Source organism: Rickettsia endosymbiont of Gonocerus acuteangulatus, from assembly GCF_964026435.1.
Classification (GTDB): Bacteria; Pseudomonadota; Alphaproteobacteria; order Rickettsiales; family Rickettsiaceae; genus Rickettsia.
Map to the genome: position 1 here is coordinate 1,296,746 of NZ_OZ032147.1, position 22,989 is coordinate 1,319,734.

Genomic DNA, 22,989 nt, shown 5'->3' on the forward strand with positions numbered 1-22,989 from the left:
GGGAAAAATGCAGGCTTTGTTGCGTAGATCATTTTCCCTTGTCACCCCGTGGCTTGGGAACTAGATGACTACCTTAGGGCGTTTTTCGATCCACGCAATAATGCAAAACTTACGCTATGAGTAAAAAAGTGATAAATTATTGTAAAAATAATCAAAACTTACGCTATGTTTGGTTCTAAATATCGTAAAGATGGAGAACGCAGCTGTTGTTGCATATAGTCATCTAAAAGCCCTAACTTTATTTGGTAAACCGTTTTACCGATTGTATTTGCAGTCCTTTTGAGAAATGCCCAAACTAAAAATGCCCAACTAATATGATTACGTTGAATACGCTGTTTCCTGCATTGACAACGTTCTATCCCAGTAAGTTGCTTAATTTCTCTGTGCATGCTCTCAATTACCCATCGAAAGCCACACTCATCTTGTGCAGCTTTAGAAGATTTGTGAGTTTTGTTATTGGTAACAACATACTCAACTCTGTTGGTAGAAACAGTAAATTTAAACAAATTAACATGCTTATTTTTAGCAAAGCCTTTTATATGAATCTCTACTCCATGCCTGATCTCTTCATCTGAAAATATCAACTCTTTTACAGCTTTATAAGGTTTAGAATCGTGTGTTTTACTAACGTTTCTATTGGCTTTAATAGGGGCATAATAATATTTCCCCAGAGAGTCAACATGTTGCATAATTTTGTGTGTAGAATACCATGTGTCAAAAAGTACTGTTTGAAAAGGAATCTTCTTGCTATAAACAGCATTATTTAACATGTTTAATAGGTGTTCTAGTTTTGTTGCTCCATCATGATCAGGTGCAAAAATTCGATAATCTATTACCCAAAACTTATTAATATCAGGGTTATAATATACCAGACTCACTACTCCTATACCTTTAGTAACTCTACCTGTAGCTCCACTGTACTGCGATCTTGCAATTTCTATTTGCTTCGTATTCCTTTTATTTAAAACCGTATCATCAAATATTGTATATCCATTAGATGAAAAAATAACATCATTCTTGATGTGTTCCCATAACAAAGAAGGTGTATATTTTTCATTCCTTAAAAATCTATTAATAACATCATGACTACATTTCTTTGCATGTTCAGCGTAGTAGGTTAAACTATAATTCTTTTGGCTAACTATTAAAAATTGACAATAATCTGTCCTATTAATTGGTATTGCTTGCAACTTTATCCTCTTTGACATGTTTAATTATTTTTACAATAATTTATCACTTTTTTACTCATAGCGTAAGTTTTGAATGTTTTCCCGCCGCTGCTAAGAATGACATAGTTGGTGACAATTACAATAATTCAACCTTTTTCAACTCCTCCAAATTACACGATCCTGTACACATCATAGTAATTTTGAGCTGTTCTATTATTAACTGCACCTCTTCAGATACTAGATTTTCTGAAACATCAGCTGCTTTTAAAAATGGACCGGCAAGACCAAAAATATCCGCTCCCATGCGAATAGCTTTAGCCCCGTCAATACCCGACTTTAAGCCGCCACTTGCAATAACCGAAATATCCTTTGAAGCTTCTCGCACCATTTTAAGGGAATTTAGCGTCGGAATTCCCCAATTGATAAAACTATTAGCTATACGATTTTGTAATGAATTTGTAGCACGGTAAGCTTCTACTTGACTCCACGATGTTCCACCACTTCCTGCAACATCAAGAATCTTAACTCCTATATCTATAAATTGCTTGGCTATTTTTTTAGATAAGCCGAACCCTACTTCCTTGATAATTACAGGGACAGAAAGATAATTTACGACTTCTTTTATTTTCGACAAAAGATTTTCCCAATTTTTATCACCTTCCGGCTGAGTTAATTCCTGTAACACGTTCAGATGTAAAATTAAGGCATCAGCTTTAACGCTATCTACTAAATATTGGCATTGCTTTGGTGTTACGCCATAATTGAGTTGCACCGCACCAATATTAGCAAGTAATACTATATCAGGAGCATTATTCCGCACTGTAAATGTATCTAAAGTACTTGGTGCTCTAATTAGCGTACGCATAGAACCAAGTCCCATAGCGATACCTGCTTTTTGAGCAGCAGCAGCTAATCTACAATTAATATCTCTTGCCCTAGGTGTTCCGCCTGTCATACTAGAAATTAGAATAGGTGCTTGTAAGGTTTTATTTAAGAAAGTAGTAGTTGTATCTATACTACTATAATTGATTTCCGGTAAGGCATTATGCACAAACTGAACTGACTCAAATCCGCTACTTAAGCCGGATTCAACATTCTTCGTAAGATTAATTTCGATATGCTCTTGTTTTCTTTTTATGTCTAACATAATATAGCATAAATCATTAAGATACTGACAATTTAATAGTATTAAAAACAGCATCATAAAATGTTTCAAAATCTCCTACAACTTTCCTAATTTCATTTTTTATCTTAAACCAGTAATGCTCTATAGGATTTAAATCAGGAGAGTAAGTTGGTAAATACAATATGGTACAACCAACGGATTCAATGAACTCTTTAACTTTAGAATTTTTATGAAAATTAATGTTATCCATAATAACGGTTTGCCCAGGTTGTAATTCTGTAATTAATACATCCCTAATATAAGTTTTAAAGACCTCTGTATTACAATTACCTTCAAATATTACAGGAGCAATAAGATTACCATTACAAAGACCAGCTATCATACTTATTCTAAATTTATGTTGATACACCTTTTCTCCATAACACCTTTGTCCTATAATGCTCCATCCATACTCTTTGCAAGCATTATCCTCTATTCCAGATTCATCAAGATATACTACAAAACTTACGCTATGTTTGGTTCTAAATATCGTAAAGATGGAGAACGCAGCTGTTGTTGCATATAGTCATCTAAAAGCCCTAACTTTATTTGGTAAACCGTTTTACCGATTGTATTTGCAGTCCTTTTGAGAAATGCCCAAACTAAAAATGCCCAACTAATATGATTACGTTGAATACGCTGTTTCCTGCATTGACAACGTTCTATCCCAGTAAGTTGCTTAATTTCTCTGTGCATGCTCTCAATTACCCATCGAAAGCCACACTCATCTTGTGCAGCTTTAGAAGATTTGTGAGTTTTGTTATTGGTAACAACATACTCAACTCTGTTGATAGAAACAGTAAATTTAAACAAATTAACATGCTTATTTTTAGCAAAGCCTTTTATATGAATCTCTACTCCATGCCTGATCTCTTCATCTGAAAATGTCAACTCTTTTACAGCTTTATAAGGTTTAGAATCGTGTGTTTTACTAACGTTTCTATTGGCTTTAAGGGGCATAATAATATTTCCCCAGAGAGTCAACATATTGCATAATTTTGTGTGTAGAATACCATGTGTCAAAAAGTACTGTTTGAAAAGGAATCTTCTTGCTATAAACAGCATTATTTAATATGTTTAATAGGTGTTCTAGTTTTGTTGCTCCATCATGATCAGGTGCAAAAATTCGATAATCTATTACCCAAAACTTATTAATATCAGGGTTATAATATACCAGACTCACTACTCCTATACCTTTAGTAACTCTACCTGTAGCTCCACTGTACTGCGATCTTGCAATTTCTATTTGCTTCGTATTCCTTTTATTTAAAACCGTATCATCAAATATTGTATATCCATTAGATGAAAAAATAACATCATTCTTGATGTGTTCCCATAACAAAGAAGGTGTATATTTTTCATTCCTTAAAAATCTATTAATAACATCATGACTACATTTCTTTGCATGTTCAGCGTAGTAGGTTAAACTATAATTCTTTTGGCTAACTATTAAAAATTGACAATAATCTGTCCTATTAATTGGTATTGCTTGCAACTTTATCCTCTTTGACATGTTTAATTATTTTTACAATAATTTATCACTTTTTTACTCATAGCGTAAGTTTTGACTAATTTGTCTTTTGTGATGGTTTGTATCTTTGCTATAAATTCATTTCTTAATTTAATATCTCTTTTCGGATGAAAATGAGTTTTTTTATAGCTATAGCCAAGTTTTCTGATTTGTCTTAAAATAGTTACAGATGCAATATTACCCCATTGCTTTGCTAACTCCTTTGATGTTTTATTCATATTAGCTTTAAAAAATTCTTTAAAAGATTCTGAATCTTTTATCTTATGACTATGTCCTTTCTGATAACCAGTTGCTGCTTCTAAAGTACCTTGCTTATCTTTTAATTTTTTCCATTTATATATAGTATCACGACTTACATTAAATAATTTACTTACCTTACTTATTCGTATCCCTGCTTCTACAGCTTTTATAACTCTTAGTCTTAGTTCTATTGCATATGCTCGTGCCATATCTCTTTACATGCTTGTTAATATTTGCTTACTATAACATGATACTCTCGCTCTGTCAGTACCTTAATGACTTATGCTATATGCCATTCCCGCAAAGGCAGGAATCCAGTAATTAGAAATTTTAAAATAGCAAAATTTTAAGATTAAAAGCTCAATTTCTCTTGCTTTATGCTGGATTTCCACTTCTGCGGGAATGACATACTGGATGTTTTCCAAGCCAAGCAATAACACCACCGCAAAAATGACAATATACATCTAATAAATGAAGAGTTGGTAGACGAAGTTTTATTTGGAAAAGAGGAATCGGTCTTGAAGCTGATAACCGCAGCGTATACTTAATACGTGAGGATTATCAGCAAAAGACAACGTCCAGCGTATTTTAGAAAGTTCTAGACAAGATGAATTTAAAGGGGAGCCTGCGGAGCGTACATTCTTAGTACGGTGAGCAAAGGCGAATCTTGCAAAATTCGCTTGTATCGCGCTTTCTAAAATAGCTATAGCCAATTTTTCAAATAAAACGAGTATACTACTTCCTATCTATATCAGTGAATACTTCTTCCCATGAGCCGGTAGTTGCTGCTTTTGAATATTCGGTTGCCCTATTTTCAAAGAAGTTTGTATGCTCAACCCCGTTTAGCATTTCATCAAGCCATGGTAGAGGATTATTTTTTACCATGTAAATATCTTTTAGCCCTAACTGAAATAAACGTCTGTCTGCGATATATCTAATATATAATCTTACTTCATCAGCTGTTAGCCCTTCAATTCCTCCTACTTCAAAAGCAAGAGCAATAAATGCATCTTCAAAATGTACAATAGTTGTACAAGCTTTATAGATACGACTACGTAAATTTTCTGTCCAAACTTCAGGATTTTCTCTAACAAAAGTTTTAAAGAGCATAATAATAGAATTAGTATGTAGTGTTTCATCACGTACTGACCAAGCGATAATCTGCCCCATGCCTTTCATTTTATTAAAACGTGGAAAATTAAGCATAATAGCAAAAGAAGCAAATAGCTGTAATCCTTCGGTGAAAGCTCCAAATACTGCAAGCGTAGTTGCTATATCCTCGTTAGTAGTAACTCCGAATTGCTGCATATAATCATATTTATCTTTCATTTCTTTATATTTAAGAAACGCAGAATATTCTACTTCAGGCATTCCTACAGTATCAAACAAATGTGAGTATGCTGCAATATGCACTGTTTCCATATTAGAAAAAGCAGACAGCATCATTAACACTTCAGTCGGCTTAAATACTCTTGAATAATGCTTCATATAGCAATTATTTACTTCAATATCAACTTGTGTAAAAAAGCGAAATATTTGCGTTAATAGATGCTTCTCACCTGGGGTTAAATTATATTTCCAATCTTTAACATCATCAGCAAGCGGTACTTCTTCCGGCAACCAATGAATTTTTTGTTGAGTGTGCCAAGCTTCATATGCCCAAGGATATGAAAACGGCTTATAAATCGGACTTGCATCAAGTAATGACATATGCTTTCTTTTTAATTTATTTTTTATATTAACAGTAACTATACGAAGTTCTTCTAGTATATCATTGAATAGTATAGAACAGTTTCTACTTTATGTCATTCCCGCGTAGGCGGGAATCCAGCATAAAGCGAGATAACCTACGCTTTTAGCTTTTAAAATTTATTATATTTGTACTTTTTTATTACTGGATTCCCGCCTACGCGGGAATGACATATAAGGTCACCTATACCTAAATAAAATGAGGTATTTTTTAAAACTGTCCGGTACTATTATATTACTGGCAAGCCAAGCATTCTTCATATTTATTAGCTTCAGCTAGCTCGTCATTTTGTTTTTCTAAATCTTTAAAATCTGCCTTTAAAACATCGTGCGAAACTTTATCTGCCCGCTGAATTGATGTTGATCTACAATAATATAAACTTTTCACTCCTTTTTTCCAAGCTTTAAAATGAATATCATTTAGATATTTTTTGCTAACATTACCTGGTAAAAAGACATTTAAAGATTGTGCTTGAGTAATATAAGGAGTACGATCTGCTGCTAGCTCTATCAACCAATTTTGATCAATTTCATAAGCTGTTTTAAAGACTTGCCTTTCTTCTTCAGTTAAGAAAGTTAGATGCTGCACTGATCCTTCGTGAGTACTAATTGAAGACCAGACTTGATCATTATTAAATCCTTTTTCCTCTAATAATCTTTCTAAGTGCTTATTACGTACATTAAAAGAACCAGTTAGGGTTTTCTGTACAAAGCTATTAGCAGCAAATGGCTCTATTCCTGGTGATGCATTTCCTGCTATTACTGAAATTGAAGCAGTAGGAGCTATTGCTGTTTTATTACTAAAACGCTCATTGCTTCCTGCATCTAATGCATCAGGACAAGCTCCTTTCTCTTTACCGATTTTAACAGATGCTTCTTCTACTTCCTTAGATACATATTCAAATATTTTTTTATTCCAAACCTTTGCCATAACCGATTCTATCGGTACTTTTTTCATTTGTAAGAATGAGTGGAATCCCATAACACCAAGTCCAACGCTTCGCTCACGAAAAGCTGAGTATTTAGCTCTTGCCATAGTATCAGGTGCTTTATTGATGAAATCTTCTAAAACATTATCAAGAAATAGCATAATGGTTGGTATGAATTCTTTATCGTCTTTCCATTCCTCATAATATTCTAAATTTAAAGAAGAAAGACAACAAACAGCAGTTCTTGACTTACCTAAATGATCAATACCGGTTGGCAATGTAATTTCACTACAAAGGTTAGACATCTTAACATGCAAGCCTAGCTTTTTATGATGTTTTGGTATTGATTTGTTAACACTATCAATAAATAAAAGATAAGGCTCACCGGTTTCTATTCTGGTAGTAAGCAGCTTAACCCATAAATCTCTTGCTCTAACTTTAGTTACAACTTTTTTGGTAGCAGGACTAATAAGCTCGAAGTCGGTATTATTTTCAACAGCTTGCATAAATTTATCGGTTATAGCAATCCCGTGGTGAATATTAAGAGATTTTCGGTTAACATCCCCACCTGTCGGGCGTCTTATATCAATAAATTCTTCGATTTCAGGATGATCAATAGGTAGATATACTGCTGATGAGCCTCGTCTAATCGATCCTTGAGAAATAGCAAGGGTCATAGAATCCATTACCTTAATAAAAGGTATAATACCTGATGAATGTCCCTTATTATGGATTGCTTCGTTAATAGATCTAACATTACCCCAATAACTTCCTATTCCGCCACCGCGTGAGGCAAGCCAAACATTTTCCATCCATAAATTTACTATATCATCTAAACTATCATCGGTCTCGTTTAAGAAACAAGAGATAGGTAACCCCCTATCAGTGCCACCATTACTTAAAATCGGTGTTGCAGGCATAAACCACATTTTGCTCATATACTCATATAGCTTCTGAGCATGCTCTTTATTTTCAGCATAATAACTAGAAACACGAGCAAATAAATCTTGAAAATCTTCGCCTTTCATGAGATATCGATCTCGCAGGATTGCCTTACCAAAAGGTGTAAGTAAATCATTATAATTATTATTGGTATTTATTTGAAATTTATTTTTTTTTGCTGTGCTCATTATAAGTACTAATGGGGTTGGTAGAAGCTAATTATTGAAAAAAATTATATCTTATTTAAGTATAAAACTTTTTCTTAAGTAGACACTAGAATAAGAGTTTATTCAATATAAATATTTATAATTATTTTAGATTTATCCCTTGACAGTTGATAGTTCAAAGCAAACTCAAGCGAGTATTAAATTTTCTTCAAAACTTACGCTATGTTTGGTTCTAAATATCGTAAAGATGGAGAACGCAGCTGTTGTTGCATATAGTCATCTAAAAGCCCTAACTTTATTTGGTAAACCGTTTTACCGATTGTATTTGCAGTCCTTTTGAGAAATGCCCAAACTAAAAATGCCCAACTAATATGATTACGTTGAATACGCTGTTTCCTGCATTGACAACGTTCTATCCCAGTAAGTTGCTTAATTTCTCTGTGCATGCTCTCAATTACCCATCGAAAGCCACACTCATCTTGTGCAGCTTTAGAAGATTTGTGAGTTTTGTTATTGGTAACAACATACTCAACTCTGTTGGTAGAAACAGTAAATTTAAACAAATTAACATGCTTATTTTTAGCAAAGCCTTTTATATGAATCTCTACTCCATGCCTGATCTCTTCATCTGAAAATGTCAACTCTTTTACAGCTTTATAAGGTTTAGAATCGTGTGTTTTACTAACGTTTCTATTGGCTTTAATAGGGGCATAATAATATTTCCCCAGAGAGTCAACATGTTGCATAATTTTGTGTGTAGAATACCATGTGTCAAAAAGTACTGTTTGAAAAGGAATCTTCTTGCTATAAACAGCATTATTTAACATGTTTAATAGGTGTTCTAGTTTTGTTGCTCCATCATGATCAGGTGCAAAAATTCGATAATCTATTACCCAAAACTTATTAATATCAGGGTTATAATATACCAGACTCACTACTCCTATACCTTTAGTAACTCTACCTGTAGCTCCACTGTACTGCGATCTTGCAATTTCTATTTGCTTCGTATTCCTTTTATTTAAAACCGTATCATCAAATATTGTATATCCATTAGATGAAAAAATAACATCATTCTTGATGTGTTCCCATAACAAAGAAGGTGTATATTTTTCATTCCTTAAAAATCTATTAATAACATCATGACTACATTTCTTTGCATGTTCAGCGTAGTAGGTTAAACTATAATTCTTTTGGCTAACTATTAAAAATTGACAATAATCTGTCCTATTAATTGGTATTGCTTGCAACTTTATCCTCTTTGACATGTTTAATTATTTTTACAATAATTTATCACTTTTTTACTCATAGCGTAAGTTTTGTCTTAAATTTTATAAATTATGTGGGATAGTTGCATTATTGTAATGTTATTGCTTATGAAAATAGATATTAACTTGTCCAATCCAAATCTGCATAGTTTAGTTCAGAAGATTCTCCAATTTGATTAGTAGGATTTGTATTATTTACACTTAAATTTTTAGAAGTACGATCGTAATACTCTAACGTGTCTTCATCGTTATAACAAGGTTGTAATTGTTCATTTTTGGTAAATTTTAAAGGATCAAATATTTCTATATATTTTAATACATAGTCTAATAATTGTTCTTTTTCTTTATCTAAAATAACATCATTTTCATTTAAGTAATTATATATTTTTTGTAAAAAAATATAATATTTATCGCCTTCACATAATCCATAATGAACAAGGAACATCGTATTAATATCTTTAATTTTTTCCGTTATTAATATTTTTTCAAAAAGCTCTAAATCATAAGTATGAAGAGCTACGCATATGATATTATTATGCGTTATTTTACTTTTTATTATTTTAAGTTTTTCTGAGAAACTATATTTAGACCACTTCACAATTTGTATATATCTTAATCTTTGTAAAGTAATAACTTTAGTCTTTAAGGAAATTTTTAGGCATTCGGTAATAAATAGTATTATAAAATTTATCACTTTCTGGGAATTTTCGTGTGCGGATAGAAAAGTTACCGAAGTTTCTGATTTCGATACGGTTTTGTTCTTTAAGAAAATTGCTTAAATAATTAAGGATTAAATTCACAGAATCACTAACATCTTCTTTAGCAAGATAATCAAGCTGCTTATGTATTTTATTTATCAAATCAATTTTAGTAGCCATGATTAGAAATTGCCTTAATTCCATTAAAACTATTTTTGAAAAAACTAGGGACTAAACTGTCGAAATCTTCAAGCATCATTTCCACTAATTTAGGTTTTGGTTTTAGCTGATAGTCTTTAATTGTTAATTTAGCATCGATTTTTTTCTCATCTTGTAGCCATTTTAAGGCTGTATCCTCATTACCTATATTATCTACTAGCTTTAATTTTACAGCTTGGCGACCTGAATATATTCTGCCATCAGCGAGTTTTTTAACTTCATCTATAGGAATTTTACGTCTTTCAGCAACGAGTTCAATGAAAAAATTGTAAGTATCTTCAATATTTTCCATAACCGCTACTCTTACATTTTCAGTTAGTTTTTCAGTAGGGTTTGGAGCAGCCTTAAGCTCACCTGATTTAAAATTAAGGAAAGTAATACCAAGCTTTTGTGCAAGGTCAGTTACCTCAGCAGTCTGCAATATTACCCCAATTGAACCTGTAATAGTTCCGTTATGGCTAATGATGTAATCACCAGCAAGAGAAATTAAATAACCACCACTTGCTGCCATCGTTCCCATAACTATAACTACCGGCTTTTTTTCTGATATTTTAAGTAGAATATTATAAATTTTTTCTGATCCTACTACTGTACCACCAGGGGAATTTACATTAACTATTAAGGCTTTAATATGAGAATCATCAACGATTTTCTTAAGCTTTTTATCACGCTTCTCATCTTCAAGTATTATGCCGTCAATTAATACTGAAGCTATATAATCATTATTAGCTAAAACTTCCGTTGGAGCAAAATCTTTACAAATTAGGAAGAATGAAACACCAATTAAAATAATTGCTCTTAACTTCCAAACTAATAAACGAGCTTTTATTTGTTTTCTTTCAATTAAATAATCAGGTGTTATATTCATTTTGCAATATGTTTTTTAGTTTTTCGTCATTGCTTCGCTCCTCGCAATAACCTATACTCTAAATAAACGTTGTATACGAAGATTAACTTGGAAAAGAGCAAGGAGTCTAAGCCCTCGGACCGCAGCGTATACTTAATACGTGAGGACCACAGAACTTATAAGACGACGCAGCCAATTTTTCAAGTTCATCGAGTATACTTACTTACGTTCTGCTGGGCTTTTCATCATCTCAAAAAACTCACTATTAGTTTTAGTATGTTCTAACTTTTTAAGCAAGAATTCTATTGCTTCACTGCTACCCATTGGGTCAATGATGCGGCGAAGAACCCACATTTTATTTAGCACTATTTTATCAACTAATAAATCTTCTTTTCTAGTTCCTGATCTATTTATATCAATTGCCGGATAAATACGTTTATCAGCAATCTTACGATCTAACACTATCTCAGAGTTACCTGTACCTTTGAACTCTTCGAAAATCACCTCATCCATACGTGAACCTGTTTCAATTAGAGCCGTACCGATTATGGTGAGTGAACCGCCATTCTCAATATTTCTTGCAGCACCAAAAAATCTTTTCGGACGCTGAAGTGCGTTAGCATCAACACCCCCAGTTAATACCTTACCTGATGATGGCACTACAGTATTATAAGCACGAGCAAGACGGGTAATAGCATCAACTAAAATCACTACGTCTTTTTTATGTTCTACTAAACGCTTTGCTTTTTCAATGACCATTTCCGCAAGCTGTACGTGTCTACTTGCTGGCTCATCGAAAGTAGAGCTAACAACCTCACCACGCACGGAACGTTGCATATCCGTTACCTCTTCAGGTCTCTCATCTATTAACAACACAATTAAAAATACTTCCGGATTATTGGTGGTAATAGCATGTGCAATATTTTGTAATAATACAGTTTTACCAGTACGAGGAGGTGCAACTATTAAAGCACGCTGACCTTTACCCATTGGTGCGACTAGCTCAATAACACGTGTACTAAAATCTTTACTGTTATCTTCAAGCTCTAAGCCTAGTTTTTCATCGGGATATAAAGGAGTTAAATTATCAAAATTGACGCGGTGATAAGCCTTAGAGGGATCTTCAAAATTTACTTTATTTACCTTAAGTAGAGCAAAATAACGCTCACCTTCTTTCGGAGCTCTTATTCGTCCTTCCACAGTATCACCAGTACGAAGACCAAAGCGACGAATCTGGCTTGGAGAAATATAAATATCATCAGGTCCTGCTAAATAATTTACTTCTGGAGAACGCAAAAAACCAAACCCGTCAGGCAAAACTTCAAGTACCCCCTCACCTACTATTGAACCACCCTGCTCTACAGATTTCTTTAAAATTGCAAAAACTAATTCTTGTTTACGCAAAGAACTAACATTTTCAATTTTTAGCTCTTCTGCTTGAGCTTGTAATTCTTCAGGCAATTTACGTTTTAATTCTTTTAAATTAATTATATTGCCGTTTTCTGCATAATGATTATTAAATTCAGGGTTATTTAGTTGTTCTGGGGATTCTTTATTAGTTATACTCATTATTTTTATTATAATAGATTATAGTTGACATGAATGAAAAATTTAATTCCTTAAATGTAGAGGAAATATTACGTTTGTTTTAAATTAGGAATCAAACTAGATTTTTAGATTTATTCTTGTGGCTTGAAGAATTAATTTTATTTGTTAGCTTTATAAAGCTTTAATATATGTAAAAGGATATTAACAATCTAAAAGCATATTGTCAAGTATATACTGCTATTAAATGAAAAGTTGGTAGACGAAGTTTAATTTGAAAATTGACTATAATATTAATAAAAGTGGATCAGCTTTTCCGTCATAGCGAGAAAATTATATTTGCATCTCCTCGCAATGACGACTTTGACCCACAAGGCTTAATTATGAATCCTTACTATCTCTAATTTCTTTGACTATGCTTAATAATTGAGGGAAATCTACTGATCCTGGGATTAACCTAGCATTAATTACATATGCAGGTACACCCTGAATTTTAAGATTTCTAGCTATCTGCATATTTTGAGCGATTAAATCTCTTATATCAGAACTATCAGCTATCTCTTCAACTTCCGTAATATTTAAGTCATTTTTAGCTAATAATTCTTCGACAGTTTCTTTAGAAACATTTCTTGCCTTCATTAACTCACTATGAACAGCTTTAAATTTGCTAGGGTTAATTTTATAAACTGCTAAAGCTATTTTTGCTAAATAATCAGAGGCATCACCAAGGATAGGTAATGGTCTTAACAAAATTTTCACCTCTGGATCATTTTGTAATAACTCATTTAAAGAAACATCACCTTTTTTACAGTAGGAACAAGAATAATCATAAAAAGCAACTATAGTTATATCACCGTCTTTATTACCTATGACAGGGAAATTTTGGCTATTTTCGATATCTAATTTGTTATCCTTAATATAGCTATTAACTTTGGTTTCACTTTCTTGTACTTTACGCTTTTGTAGATTTTCTATTGATTGTATTATTATTTCAGGAGTATTAAGTAAATATTCTTCTATAATCTTCTTAACTCTTTCTTCTTCACATTGTTTCGGTCCTTCATTTTGTTTAACTTCTATGGAAACAGGTTTTGTAGAAGAAGTTTTTATAGTCTTAAAAATAAATAAAACTCCTATAACTACTACAAATATAACTAATATCTTTCCAATAATATGCTGCATAAATAACCTTTAAAATTAATTTTATTTTGTTTCGGGCTAAGGTATGTCATTGCGAGGAGATGCAACTCCTACTGTGTCATCTCGTGGTTTGACCACGGAAACCAGAAAAACAATAAAAAATATTACATATTTTTTCCTGGACCCCGTGAATAAATCACGGGGCGACAACCATACCTTATCCTTTACTTCTGTCTGATCAATCTACTCTGATCTCTCTTCCAATCTTTTTCTTTAATCGATTCTCTTTTATCGTGTAATTTTTTACCTTTAGCGATGCCAAGCTCAATTTTTATCTTATTTTTTTTGTTAAAATACATAGACAAGGCAACTAGAGTATAACCTTTTATTTTAGTTTTACCGATAATTTTATTTATTTCTTTCTTATGCAATAATAATTTACGTGGTCTTCTGGTAGAATGATTGAACCTATTTGCTTTTTCATATTCTGCAATATGGCAATTATACAAAAATACCTCATTTCCCGTATCAGCTGCATGACTTTCTTCAATTGACGCCTTACCTTGACGAAGCGATTGAACTTCACTACCTGTAAGCACAATACCCGCTTCTAATCTTTCTTCAACAAAATAATTAAAGAGAGCTTTTTTATTTTGTGCAATAATTTTCTTATATTCCATCATACTTTTATAGATAAGGATATTATAATTTCCTCAATTTGTTTTTTAGTTGTATCTGCTGCTTCAGTTAAAGGCAAACGAATTTCATTTGTGCAGAATTCTAAATAATGCATAGCATACTTAACTGGAATTGGGTTTGATTCTACAAATAATGCTTTATATAAAGGTAATAATTTTTGATGAATCTCTAAAGCTCCTTTAACATCATTGTTATACCATTTCTCTTGAAGCTCTTTGCATAATTTAGGTGCAACGTTAGAAGCTACTGACACCCACCCTATTCCACCTTGAGCATTAAAAGCTAACGCTACATCATCATTGCCGGTTAAAAGGTTAAATTCTTCTTTAACTACTGCCCTAATACGTAGTGGACGCTCTAAATCTACTCCGCAATCTTTTAAAGCTAAAACACGAGGTAATTTAGCGAGTTTAAATATCACTTCATCGGTAAAGTCAACCCCAGTTCTACCCGGAACTGAATATAACATAATCGGCAAATTACTAGCTTCATGTATTGCTTCAAAATGTTTATAGATCCCGACTTGAGTAGGCTTCAGATATGACGGCGGGCTAATCATAAAGCCGTCAACTCCAATTTTTGTAGATTCAGCCGCAAGCTCTATTGCATATGCGGTATTATTTGAAGAACATCCACTAATTACAGGAATACGCTTATTTATAATATCCTTAGTTGTCTGCAATAATAATTTATACTCTTCAAGGTTTAAACTACTACCCTCACCTGTTGAACCTGCTATTACTACGGCATTTACTTTGGCTTTTATTTGATGCTCCAAAATTTTTTCAAGCGATTCTAAATCCAGTTTATTATCTTTAAACGGCGTTATTATTGCCGTAATCAAACCCTTAAATATATTATTCATTGTTTTTCATTTTTGTGTTGTTTCGTCATTGCAAGCCTATTGTGTCATCCCGTGGCTTCGATGTCATTCCTTTACAATTTTACCATACTCTTCTTTTAAAACATTCGCAATTTTGTGATCATTAAAAATAACTTTCTTATTATCAATATCTATAGAATTAATATTCTGCACCTCGATTGCCGTACCTGTAGCAAAACAGCTGGTAAAATCTTCTATCTGTTCTAATTTTAGACGCTCTTCTTTTACTTCCAATCCTAGATTTTTTGCAATTTCAATAATAGTTTGTCTTGTTATTCCATCTAAAAATCTATCAGCAATTGGAGTATATAGCACATTATCTTTAACAAAGAAAATATTTGTTGTAGTACATTCCGCAATATATCCCTCATAATCAAGTAATAATGCATCATCATAACCAAGAGCTTTCGCCTCTTTTTTACTCGTTATTGCCATGTTATAATGAGCAGCGGATTTAGATTGCACTGGCATCATATTAGGTGCAGCTTTACGCCATCTGCTTACATACAAATTAAATCCTGCAGCAAATGCTCGTGGCATAGAGGGAACAGCCGCAATCAAAACATTAGTCGACAATTTAGGGTTAATAATATTTAAAGACTCACTTCCACACCAAACAAGCGGTCTTATATATGCATCCTGAATCTTATTTTTCTCTATTAATAATTCATGAGCTTTTATAATTTCTTCCACACTATAAGGCACTTTTAATCCTAAAGCTTCTGCTGATTTAATCAATCTTTCAGTATGTTCTTTAAGTTTAAAAACTTTCCCATTATAAGCCCGCTCACCCTCAAATACTGATCCTGAGTAATGCAAACTATGAGTTAAAGCATGCACTGTAGCAAGTTCATAAGGAACTAACTCACCATTAATCCAAATATACCAAAGATCATTTTCTGAATTTTTTGTCATTGTTATTAATTGTTATTTGTACTAGAGTAATTATGTCATTGCGAGGGACTGCAAGGAGCGTGGCAATCTCATAAAGCAAACTCCTAAGATTGCTTCGTCGCTATGCTTCTCGCAATGACGGAAAAAATTTTTCAAATTAAACGAATATATATGCAAGAATATAAGGCACATATCCTAATTGTTGATGATGATACCAGAATATTAGCACTTTTAAAGCAATTTTTAAATAAAAATGAGTTTTTAGTATCGACGGCTGTCTCAGCTATAGAGGCAAAGGATTTATTAAAAACTTCTAATTATGACTTGATTATTTTAGACGTCATGTTACCAAGCGTTACAGGGCTTGATTTTGCCACTACCATTAGGGATGCCGGGAATAATATACCTATAGTAATGCTAACTGCTTTATCGGAAGCTGATGACCGTGTTAAAGGTCTTGAAGCTGGTGCATCAGATTATGTTATTAAACCTTTTGAACCACGAGAATTATTATTGCGTATAAATAACTTGATCAATAATTATAATAATCCCAAAAAAGAAAAAAATATAACTAAATTTGGCAATAATTTTTATAATTATAATACTAAAGAATTTACTAAAAATGATCAGATAATTCCGCTTAGCTCTACTGAGCAGAAGTTACTTGAGATATTTATAGAACGTCTTGGTACTTCTGTTAGCCGCCTTGAGCTTTCAAAAATTATGGGAGGTCTTAGTGAACGTTCTATTGATGTACAAATTACCAGAATAAGAAATAAGCTAGAAGATAATCCTAAAGAACCGAAATATTTAAAAACCGTGCGTAATGAGGGATATGCACTTTATATCTAAATTATTACCTAGGACTTTATTCCTAAGATTTATGCTTATCATAATTATGCCGATTCTGATAGGACAACTAGTTGCTATATTTTTGTTTTATGATCGTCATTGGTATAATGTTTCATATTATACTAGCACCATTATTATCAATGAAATAGAATCTTTAATTAAAGAGCATAAAGACAATCCCAAAGAAATAACACAATTATCAGAAAATTATCTCAATTTATCTTATCAATTTGAGCCTAATAAGAAACTATTAGCAAAACAGCCTAAGTTAAACGAACCCTTAACTATATTTAAAAATATTTTAAATACAAAAATTCATGAAAAAAATATAATTAACTTAACTAAGGAAAACAGAATTCAAGTATTATTAGAACTAAATAACGAGATATTAAATATTTCTTTTCCAGCCAAATTATTACTTAACCCAACAGTATATATCTTTGTTCTATGGATTATATTTTTAACTATTATATTACTTTCCATCTCCATTATTTTCTCTAAAAATCAAATTAAATCAATAGTTGCTCTTGCAGATAGCATGGATGAATTCGGTCGAGGTATCTTAAAAAGTAAGAATTTTAAGCCTACCGGTGCCTTAGAAATAAGAAAAGCAGGGCTTGTTTTTTTAAAGATGAAATCTCGTATAGAAAAGCAAATTACCAAAAGAACTACCATGCTTGCTATGATTTCTCATGATTTAAGAACTCCTCTAACACGCATGAAATTACAACTTGAATTAATGGACGAAAATGAAGAAACTGACGGACTAAAGCAAGATATATTAACTATGCAGCAAATGATAAACTCCTATCTAGATTTTGCAAGAGGCGAAAGTGCAGAACAATTTAAAGAGGTTTTTATTTTATCCTGGATTAAATCTTTTTTAAATAAATGGTCACATATAGATATAAAGTTTATAAACCCTACTAAATTAGATGGAATAAAACTTCGAATTAAACCACATTCTTTTGAAAGAGCCTTGTCTAATTTAATCAGTAACGCTATAAAATATGGTACTAAAGTTAGAATCTCGTTAAATGCTAACTCATCTAACTTATCGATAATCATTGAAGATAATGGCAGCGGCATAGATAACGCAGAAAAACCTTTAGTATTAAAGCCATTTTATAGATCGGATAAAGCAAGACAGTTAGATAATTCAAGTAATGTAGGTCTTGGACTTGCTATTACTCGTGAGATAATAAAAGATCATAACGGATTTCTTTACTTAGAAGATAGCAAGGATTTAGGTGGGCTGTCGGTTAGAGTAGAAATTCCTACTTATAATTAATGTATAATCCTGTGGCTTGTCCCTAGGTTGTTGCATAGCTCCGATGTCATTCCCGCGTAGGCGGGAATCCAGGCTAAAGCGAAATAAATTGAGCTTTTAATTTTAAAAATTCATTATATTTATGTTTTTTATGACTGGATTCCTGCTTTCGCAGGAATGACACATAAACTATATGGATAAGAACCAAAAATATATATTTAATAATGACTAATATAAAACATTTAGCAATAATAATGGATGGTAATGCACGCTGGGCAGCTACGCATAACTTACCTAAATCTGAGGGGCATAGAGCCGGAGCTGATAAAGTACATGAATTATTACCGGAATTTATTAACCTTAAAATCCCATACGTTACGCTATATACTTTCTCTTCCGAAAACTGGCAACGCTCAACTACAGAAATATCATTTTTAATAAGATTATTAAATATTTATTTAAAAAAAGAGCTAGATAATTTGCATAAAAACGGCATTAAAATAAAAGTAATAGGTAGGCTTAATTTATTAAGCGACTCATTGCAAAAACAAATAAATAATGCTATAGAATTAACAAAAGATAATAACAAATTAACTCTTTGTATAGCTTTTAGCTATGGTAGTCGTCAAGAAATAACAGATGCTTGCACTAAAATTATTGCAAGTGGTAAAACAGAAATTCTTGAGAGCGATATACAGAATGCACTGTATGATCCGGAAATGCCGGATGTAGATTTATTAATAAGACCTAGCGGTGTTTTTCGGATTAGTAATTTCTTGCTTTGGCAAGCAGCTTATGCTGAGCTATATTTTTCTCAAAAATATTGGCCTGATTTTAATAAAGAAGACATAATAAACGCTATAGATGATTATTCAAAAAGGAAAAGAACATTTGGCAAAAGATAAACAAAAATCAAATTTATATTTAAGAATACTGTCCGGTATAGTATTAGTACCATCGTTTGTGGTAGCCATATTATGGCTTAAACCTTTATTCTATGTTTTAATGATATTAGTAGCTATAGGTATGCTTAGCGAGTGGTATGATATGACCTATTCTTCTACTATGTATCTAATAATAGGGTTAATTATTATCCCAATTCCCATAAGCTTGTTAATATCCTTAAGTAGCAATCCTATAAATAACTGGCTTATTATGCTTTATTTTTGCATAATTTGGTCGGTAGATACATTTGCAATGATTGGTGGTAAAACCTTTGGTGGTGCAAAACTTGCTCCAAAAATTAGCCCTAAAAAAACTTGGAGCGGCTTAATTACAGGAATATTATCTGCAGGCTTAGTTGCAATCTTAATTAGTTTTATACCAAGTTTTTACATTGAAAATTACTATTCCTCAAATAGGATTTATTTGTTTATAATTAGTTGCACGCTAGCTTTAATAGCTCAGTTAAGTGATTTATTTATTTCGTATTTTAAACGAAAGTTTAATATTAAGGATAGCGGCGATATTATACCTGGTCATGGGGGAGTGTTAGATAGATTTGACAGTATAATTTTAACTATTCCAGTATTGTTTATTATAAATAGATTATATTTATGAGTATTCTTAATTTAATAATTTCTAATAATCATACGAAAAAAATAATTTTAAATATCTTTCTAGCATTACTACTTGGATATTTTGTTTTTCACTGTATTTACGGCAATAAAGGAGTTATTGCATATTTAAAAGTAAATAGACAGCTTGAAAAAGCCTATGATGAATTGAAATTATTACGAGCTGAACGAGTAGAGCTTGAACATAACGTTAAACTACTTAGAACCGAATCATTAGATAAAGATATGCTAGATGAGCAAGCACGCAAAGTTTTAGGTATAGCAGCTCCAAACGAACAAGTATTCAATACCAATAGCAAACCATAGGCTCTGTCACAAAACCTAAAATTTAACCAAAGAATATATTATGACTATTACACTTTACCAAAATGATTTACCAGATGATTTTAATCTAGAAGGTGATTTAGCAATAGATACCGAAACGATGGGATTAAATTTGCATAGAGATAAACTTTGTCTATTACAGTTTAGTAACGGAAATGGTGATGCTCACCTTGTGCATTTTCTAGATCAAAACTATAATGCTCCTAACCTAAAAAATTTATTAAGTGATAAAGAACGTTGCAAGATATTTCATTTTGCAAGATTTGATTTAGCAGCGATAAAAAAATATTTGGGTATCGATTTAGAGAATATCTTTTGTACTAAAATATCTTCAAAGCTAGTTAGAACTTATACTGAAAGCCATGGGCTTAAGGATATATGTAGAGAATTGTTAGGAGTAAATATTTCCAAACAACAACAATCTTCTTATTGGGGTGCTGATAATCTATCTTCTGACCAACAAGAATATGCTGCTAAAGATGTGCTTTATTTGCATAGGCTAAGAGAGCATTTAATAGAAATGTTAGTTAAAGAAAATAGATTTAAGCTTGCTCAAGATATCTTTAAATTTCTACCAACCAGAGCCAATTTAGACTTAGTTGGCTGGGATGAAATTGATATCTTTACGCATTGAATTTTTTGATGCTATAAAACGTTATTGCGAGTAGGCATTGTTGCGTGAATCAGTTTTTCCGTCATTGCGAGGAAATTACGAAGTAATTGACGAAGTAATCCAGTTAAAAAATGCTAATTTATAGCATTTTTTATTATTTTTTCTGGATTGCCACGCTCATTTCATTCGCGTAGTTCAGACGACTCTCGATCTACGCAAGCAAGCCTTAAAGCGGGAATGACATAGAATAAAAACTGTCCGGTATAGCTTAATGCGATAAGGTAGTGACTTATAGTATGAGTTGGATTATACTAAATGAAAAACTTATGGCAAAGGCATATTCATACGATTTAAGAATACGAGTAATAAAAAGTTTAACAGATGGTAAAACAATAAAAGAGACTTCAGAGATATACTCTATTAGTAGGAAGACTATAATAGAGTGGAAAAAATTAAAGAAACAAACTGGGGATGTCAAAGCAAAAAGTGGTTATCATACAGGATATCGTAGAATAATAAGAGACATAGAGGGATTTAAAAAATTTATAGAATTAAATTTTGATAAAACCACCATGGAGCTAGTAATAACTGGAGTCAAAAAGTATCTGCAAGTACGATATCAAGATTGCTTAATAAATTAGGTTATAGTTATAAAAAAAACTTTTCTTCATCCCAAAAGGGATATTGGTCTAAGGAATGAGTTTATATTGAAACTAAAAACTATAGATAAACAAGATTTAGTATTTATCGATGAGTCTGGGATAGAAGATAATAGCTGTAGAGAACACGGGTGGAGCATTATCGGTCAAAGATGTTATGGTGAAAAGGTCTATCAACATAAATCACGGATTAGTATGATTGCTGGGCTGTGTGTCAAAGATATTATTGCCCCAATAATATTTGATGGGACATGTAATAAGGACATTTTTGAAACTTATGTACAAGAGATATTGATCAAGGAATTAAAGGCTGGTCAGATAGTAGTAATGGATAATATTAATTTTCATAAAAGTACAAAAGTGAAAACGTTAATTGAATCTGTTGGTTGCAGTATTTTATTTTTACCAACTTACTCTCCTGACTTAAATCCTATTGAGCATTACTGGTTTAAAATCAAGAATGAAATAAGAAAAACTATTTCTAATTTTGAGCACTTTTTTGATGCTGTTTACTATGCTCTTAAAAAATCACTATCTTATCGCATTAAGCTATACTATAGGCTTGTCCACGGGATCCAGTAATTAAAAAGTACAATACAATAGTTTTTAAAACTAAAAGCTCGCTTTGTCTTGCTTTATGTTGGATCCCCGCAACAATGCCGTAGAAACTGTAAGTTTTGTACGTGTACAATCTCAGGAGTTTGCTTTATGAGATTTCTACACTCTACTTAAGTTTTAAGCTCACTTACAATGACATTAAAACTTATATATTGAAAATACTATAAGTAAGTAGAACAGAACCTATTTAAAATAATAAGATTTTAAATAGGTAATGATGAACAGAAAATATAGACACTTATCTCGAGAAGAGAGATATGAGATAAAAAGAATGTATGACCTAGGAGTCAGTATTAATAAGATAGCACAACATCTTACGAGGTCTAAAAGCACTATTAGTATGGAGCTAAAAAGAAATAAGGTAAAAGATAAGTATATGCCTTGTGTTGCTCAGGAAAAATATGAAAACAGGATGTATCAGCAAGAGTTATTAAAAATAGAAAAGAACCCTATGTTGTTAGATTATATTAAAAATGCTATGATTCGCAAGAAATGGTCGCCGGATGCTATAGCCGGAAAGTTAAAACTAGACAAAAATACAGCTTTGTGTATCAGTACAGAAAGTATATATAGATTTGTTTACACTTCTGCAGTAGCAGCTAAATTAAAGTTATATAGCTATTTACCTTCTAAAAGATATAAAAGGCAAGAAAGAGGGAAGAGGCGTCAAAGGATCATTATACCACAAAGGATCTCAATACATCAGCGTGATGCAATAGCTACGAAAAAGGTAGAAGTAGGGAATTTTGAGGCAGATCTTACATTTCATAAAGGTAATCAAAGTATGAATATTGGTGCACTGGTGGATAAAAAGAGTCAAAACTTACGCTATGTTTGGTTTCTAAATATCGTAAAGATGGAGAACGCAGCTGTTGTTGCATATAGTCATCTAAAAGCCCTAACTTTATTTGGTAAACCGTTTTACCGATTGTATTTGCAGTCCTTTTGAGAAATGCCCAAACTAAAAATGCCCAACTAATATGATTACGTTGAA

General features: G+C 32.2%; 24 protein-coding genes and 2 pseudogenes. 8 read left to right on the forward strand and 18 right to left on the reverse strand.

What is annotated here, in order from left to right; translation table 11 throughout:
• Window positions 1-158 precede the first annotated feature (158 nt).
• The 18 genes and pseudogenes from AAGD55_RS07970 to AAGD55_RS08055 all read right to left on the reverse strand — a co-directional run bounded on the left by AAGD55_RS07970 (window position 159) and on the right by AAGD55_RS08055 (window position 16,103).
• A complete protein-coding gene (locus tag AAGD55_RS07970) occupies window positions 159-1,208 on the reverse strand; it encodes a transposase (protein ID WP_341791080.1) in 1,050 nt (349 codons plus the stop codon).
• Window positions 1,209-1,305: 97 nt separating this feature from the next.
• Window positions 1,306-2,316, reverse strand: coding sequence for a type 2 isopentenyl-diphosphate Delta-isomerase (fni, locus tag AAGD55_RS07975; RefSeq protein ID WP_341792561.1), 1,011 nt, complete (start codon window positions 2,314-2,316; stop codon window positions 1,306-1,308).
• A 16-nt stretch (window positions 2,317-2,332) separates the two neighbouring features.
• A pseudogene (locus AAGD55_RS07980) lies at window positions 2,333-2,794 on the reverse strand (IS630 family transposase); the annotation flags it as partial.
• A 5-nt stretch (window positions 2,795-2,799) separates the two neighbouring features.
• Window positions 2,800-3,294, reverse strand: coding sequence for a transposase (locus tag AAGD55_RS07985; protein WP_341791081.1), 495 nt, complete (start codon window positions 3,292-3,294; stop codon window positions 2,800-2,802).
• Entirely contained in the window at window positions 3,284-3,847 is a 564-nt protein-coding gene (locus AAGD55_RS07990; RefSeq protein WP_341791082.1) for a transposase, read from the reverse strand. Before AAGD55_RS07990 ends, AAGD55_RS07985 begins: the two co-directional genes overlap by 11 nt.
• A gap of 2 nt (window positions 3,848-3,849) precedes the next feature.
• Window positions 3,850-4,314 (reverse strand): IS630 transposase-related protein, encoded by a 465-nt coding sequence (locus tag AAGD55_RS07995; RefSeq protein WP_341791083.1) that lies wholly within the window; start codon window positions 4,312-4,314, stop codon window positions 3,850-3,852.
• Window positions 4,315-4,377: 63 nt separating this feature from the next.
• The gene (locus AAGD55_RS08000) at window positions 4,378-4,545 is read right to left on the reverse strand and encodes a hypothetical protein (RefSeq protein ID WP_341791084.1); all 168 of its coding nucleotides are present in this window, start codon (window positions 4,543-4,545) and stop codon (window positions 4,378-4,380) included.
• Window positions 4,546-4,840: 295 nt separating this feature from the next.
• Complete coding sequence (locus tag AAGD55_RS08005) at window positions 4,841-5,815, reverse strand: ribonucleotide-diphosphate reductase subunit beta (RefSeq protein ID WP_341791085.1); 975 nt, start codon at window positions 5,813-5,815, stop codon at window positions 4,841-4,843.
• Window positions 5,816-6,089: 274 nt separating this feature from the next.
• Window positions 6,090-7,913 carry a ribonucleoside-diphosphate reductase subunit alpha gene (locus AAGD55_RS08010; RefSeq protein WP_341791086.1) on the reverse strand — a complete coding sequence of 608 codons (1,824 nt, stop codon included), beginning with the start codon at window positions 7,911-7,913 and terminating at the stop codon, window positions 6,090-6,092.
• A gap of 194 nt (window positions 7,914-8,107) precedes the next feature.
• Complete coding sequence (locus AAGD55_RS08015) at window positions 8,108-9,157, reverse strand: transposase (protein ID WP_341790834.1); 1,050 nt, start codon at window positions 9,155-9,157, stop codon at window positions 8,108-8,110.
• Between the two features lie 121 nt (window positions 9,158-9,278).
• Entirely contained in the window at window positions 9,279-9,755 is a 477-nt protein-coding gene (locus AAGD55_RS08020) for a hypothetical protein (RefSeq protein WP_341791087.1), read from the reverse strand.
• A 37-nt stretch (window positions 9,756-9,792) separates the two neighbouring features.
• On the reverse strand, window positions 9,793-10,035 hold the full coding sequence (locus AAGD55_RS08025) for an HU family DNA-binding protein (RefSeq protein WP_341791088.1): 243 nt from the start codon (window positions 10,033-10,035) through the stop codon (window positions 9,793-9,795).
• Window positions 10,025-10,942 carry a signal peptide peptidase SppA gene (gene sppA / locus AAGD55_RS08030; protein ID WP_341791089.1) on the reverse strand — a complete coding sequence of 306 codons (918 nt, stop codon included), beginning with the start codon at window positions 10,940-10,942 and terminating at the stop codon, window positions 10,025-10,027. Before sppA ends, AAGD55_RS08025 begins: the two co-directional genes overlap by 11 nt.
• Window positions 10,943-11,140: 198 nt before the next feature.
• A complete protein-coding gene (rho, locus tag AAGD55_RS08035) occupies window positions 11,141-12,490 on the reverse strand; it encodes a transcription termination factor Rho (protein ID WP_341791090.1) in 1,350 nt (449 codons plus the stop codon).
• A 357-nt stretch (window positions 12,491-12,847) separates the two neighbouring features.
• Entirely contained in the window at window positions 12,848-13,648 is an 801-nt protein-coding gene (locus tag AAGD55_RS08040; protein WP_341791091.1) for a DsbA family protein, read from the reverse strand.
• Between the two features lie 182 nt (window positions 13,649-13,830).
• On the reverse strand, window positions 13,831-14,289 hold the full coding sequence (smpB, locus tag AAGD55_RS08045) for an SsrA-binding protein SmpB (RefSeq protein ID WP_341791092.1): 459 nt from the start codon (window positions 14,287-14,289) through the stop codon (window positions 13,831-13,833).
• The gene (gene dapA / locus AAGD55_RS08050; RefSeq protein WP_341791093.1) at window positions 14,286-15,170 is read right to left on the reverse strand and encodes a 4-hydroxy-tetrahydrodipicolinate synthase; all 885 of its coding nucleotides are present in this window, start codon (window positions 15,168-15,170) and stop codon (window positions 14,286-14,288) included. Before dapA ends, smpB begins: the two co-directional genes overlap by 4 nt.
• Window positions 15,171-15,233: 63 nt before the next feature.
• Window positions 15,234-16,103 carry a branched-chain amino acid transaminase gene (locus AAGD55_RS08055; RefSeq protein WP_341791094.1) on the reverse strand — a complete coding sequence of 290 codons (870 nt, stop codon included), beginning with the start codon at window positions 16,101-16,103 and terminating at the stop codon, window positions 15,234-15,236.
• Window positions 16,104-16,253: 150 nt separating this feature from the next.
• Between AAGD55_RS08055 and AAGD55_RS08060 the strand changes: the two genes are divergently transcribed.
• From AAGD55_RS08060 to AAGD55_RS08095, 8 genes and pseudogenes are all read left to right on the forward strand, one after another.
• Window positions 16,254-16,934, forward strand: a complete 681-nt coding sequence (locus AAGD55_RS08060) for a response regulator transcription factor (RefSeq protein WP_341792562.1) — start codon at window positions 16,254-16,256, stop codon at window positions 16,932-16,934.
• Window positions 16,918-18,225 (forward strand): sensor histidine kinase, encoded by a 1,308-nt coding sequence (locus tag AAGD55_RS08065; protein WP_341791095.1) that lies wholly within the window; start codon window positions 16,918-16,920, stop codon window positions 18,223-18,225. The genes AAGD55_RS08060 and AAGD55_RS08065 overlap by 17 nt, the downstream gene beginning before the upstream one ends.
• Window positions 18,226-18,428: 203 nt before the next feature.
• Window positions 18,429-19,109 (forward strand): polyprenyl diphosphate synthase, encoded by a 681-nt coding sequence (gene uppS, locus AAGD55_RS08070; RefSeq protein WP_341791096.1) that lies wholly within the window; start codon window positions 18,429-18,431, stop codon window positions 19,107-19,109.
• Window positions 19,069-19,764: a phosphatidate cytidylyltransferase gene (locus AAGD55_RS08075; protein WP_341791097.1), complete on the forward strand. Its 696-nt coding sequence runs from the start codon at window positions 19,069-19,071 to the stop codon at window positions 19,762-19,764. The genes uppS and AAGD55_RS08075 overlap by 41 nt, the downstream gene beginning before the upstream one ends.
• Entirely contained in the window at window positions 19,761-20,087 is a 327-nt protein-coding gene (locus AAGD55_RS08080) for a septum formation initiator family protein (RefSeq protein WP_341791098.1), read from the forward strand. Before AAGD55_RS08075 ends, AAGD55_RS08080 begins: the two co-directional genes overlap by 4 nt.
• A 40-nt stretch (window positions 20,088-20,127) precedes the next feature.
• Window positions 20,128-20,739, forward strand: coding sequence for a ribonuclease D (locus AAGD55_RS08085; RefSeq protein ID WP_341791099.1), 612 nt, complete (start codon window positions 20,128-20,130; stop codon window positions 20,737-20,739).
• Window positions 20,740-21,044: 305 nt separating this feature from the next.
• Window positions 21,045-21,959, forward strand: a pseudogene (locus AAGD55_RS08090) (IS630 family transposase).
• A 250-nt stretch (window positions 21,960-22,209) separates the two neighbouring features.
• Window positions 22,210-22,944, forward strand: a complete 735-nt coding sequence (locus AAGD55_RS08095) for an IS30 family transposase (RefSeq protein ID WP_341791100.1) — start codon at window positions 22,210-22,212, stop codon at window positions 22,942-22,944.
• Window positions 22,945-22,989: the final 45 nt, after the last annotated feature.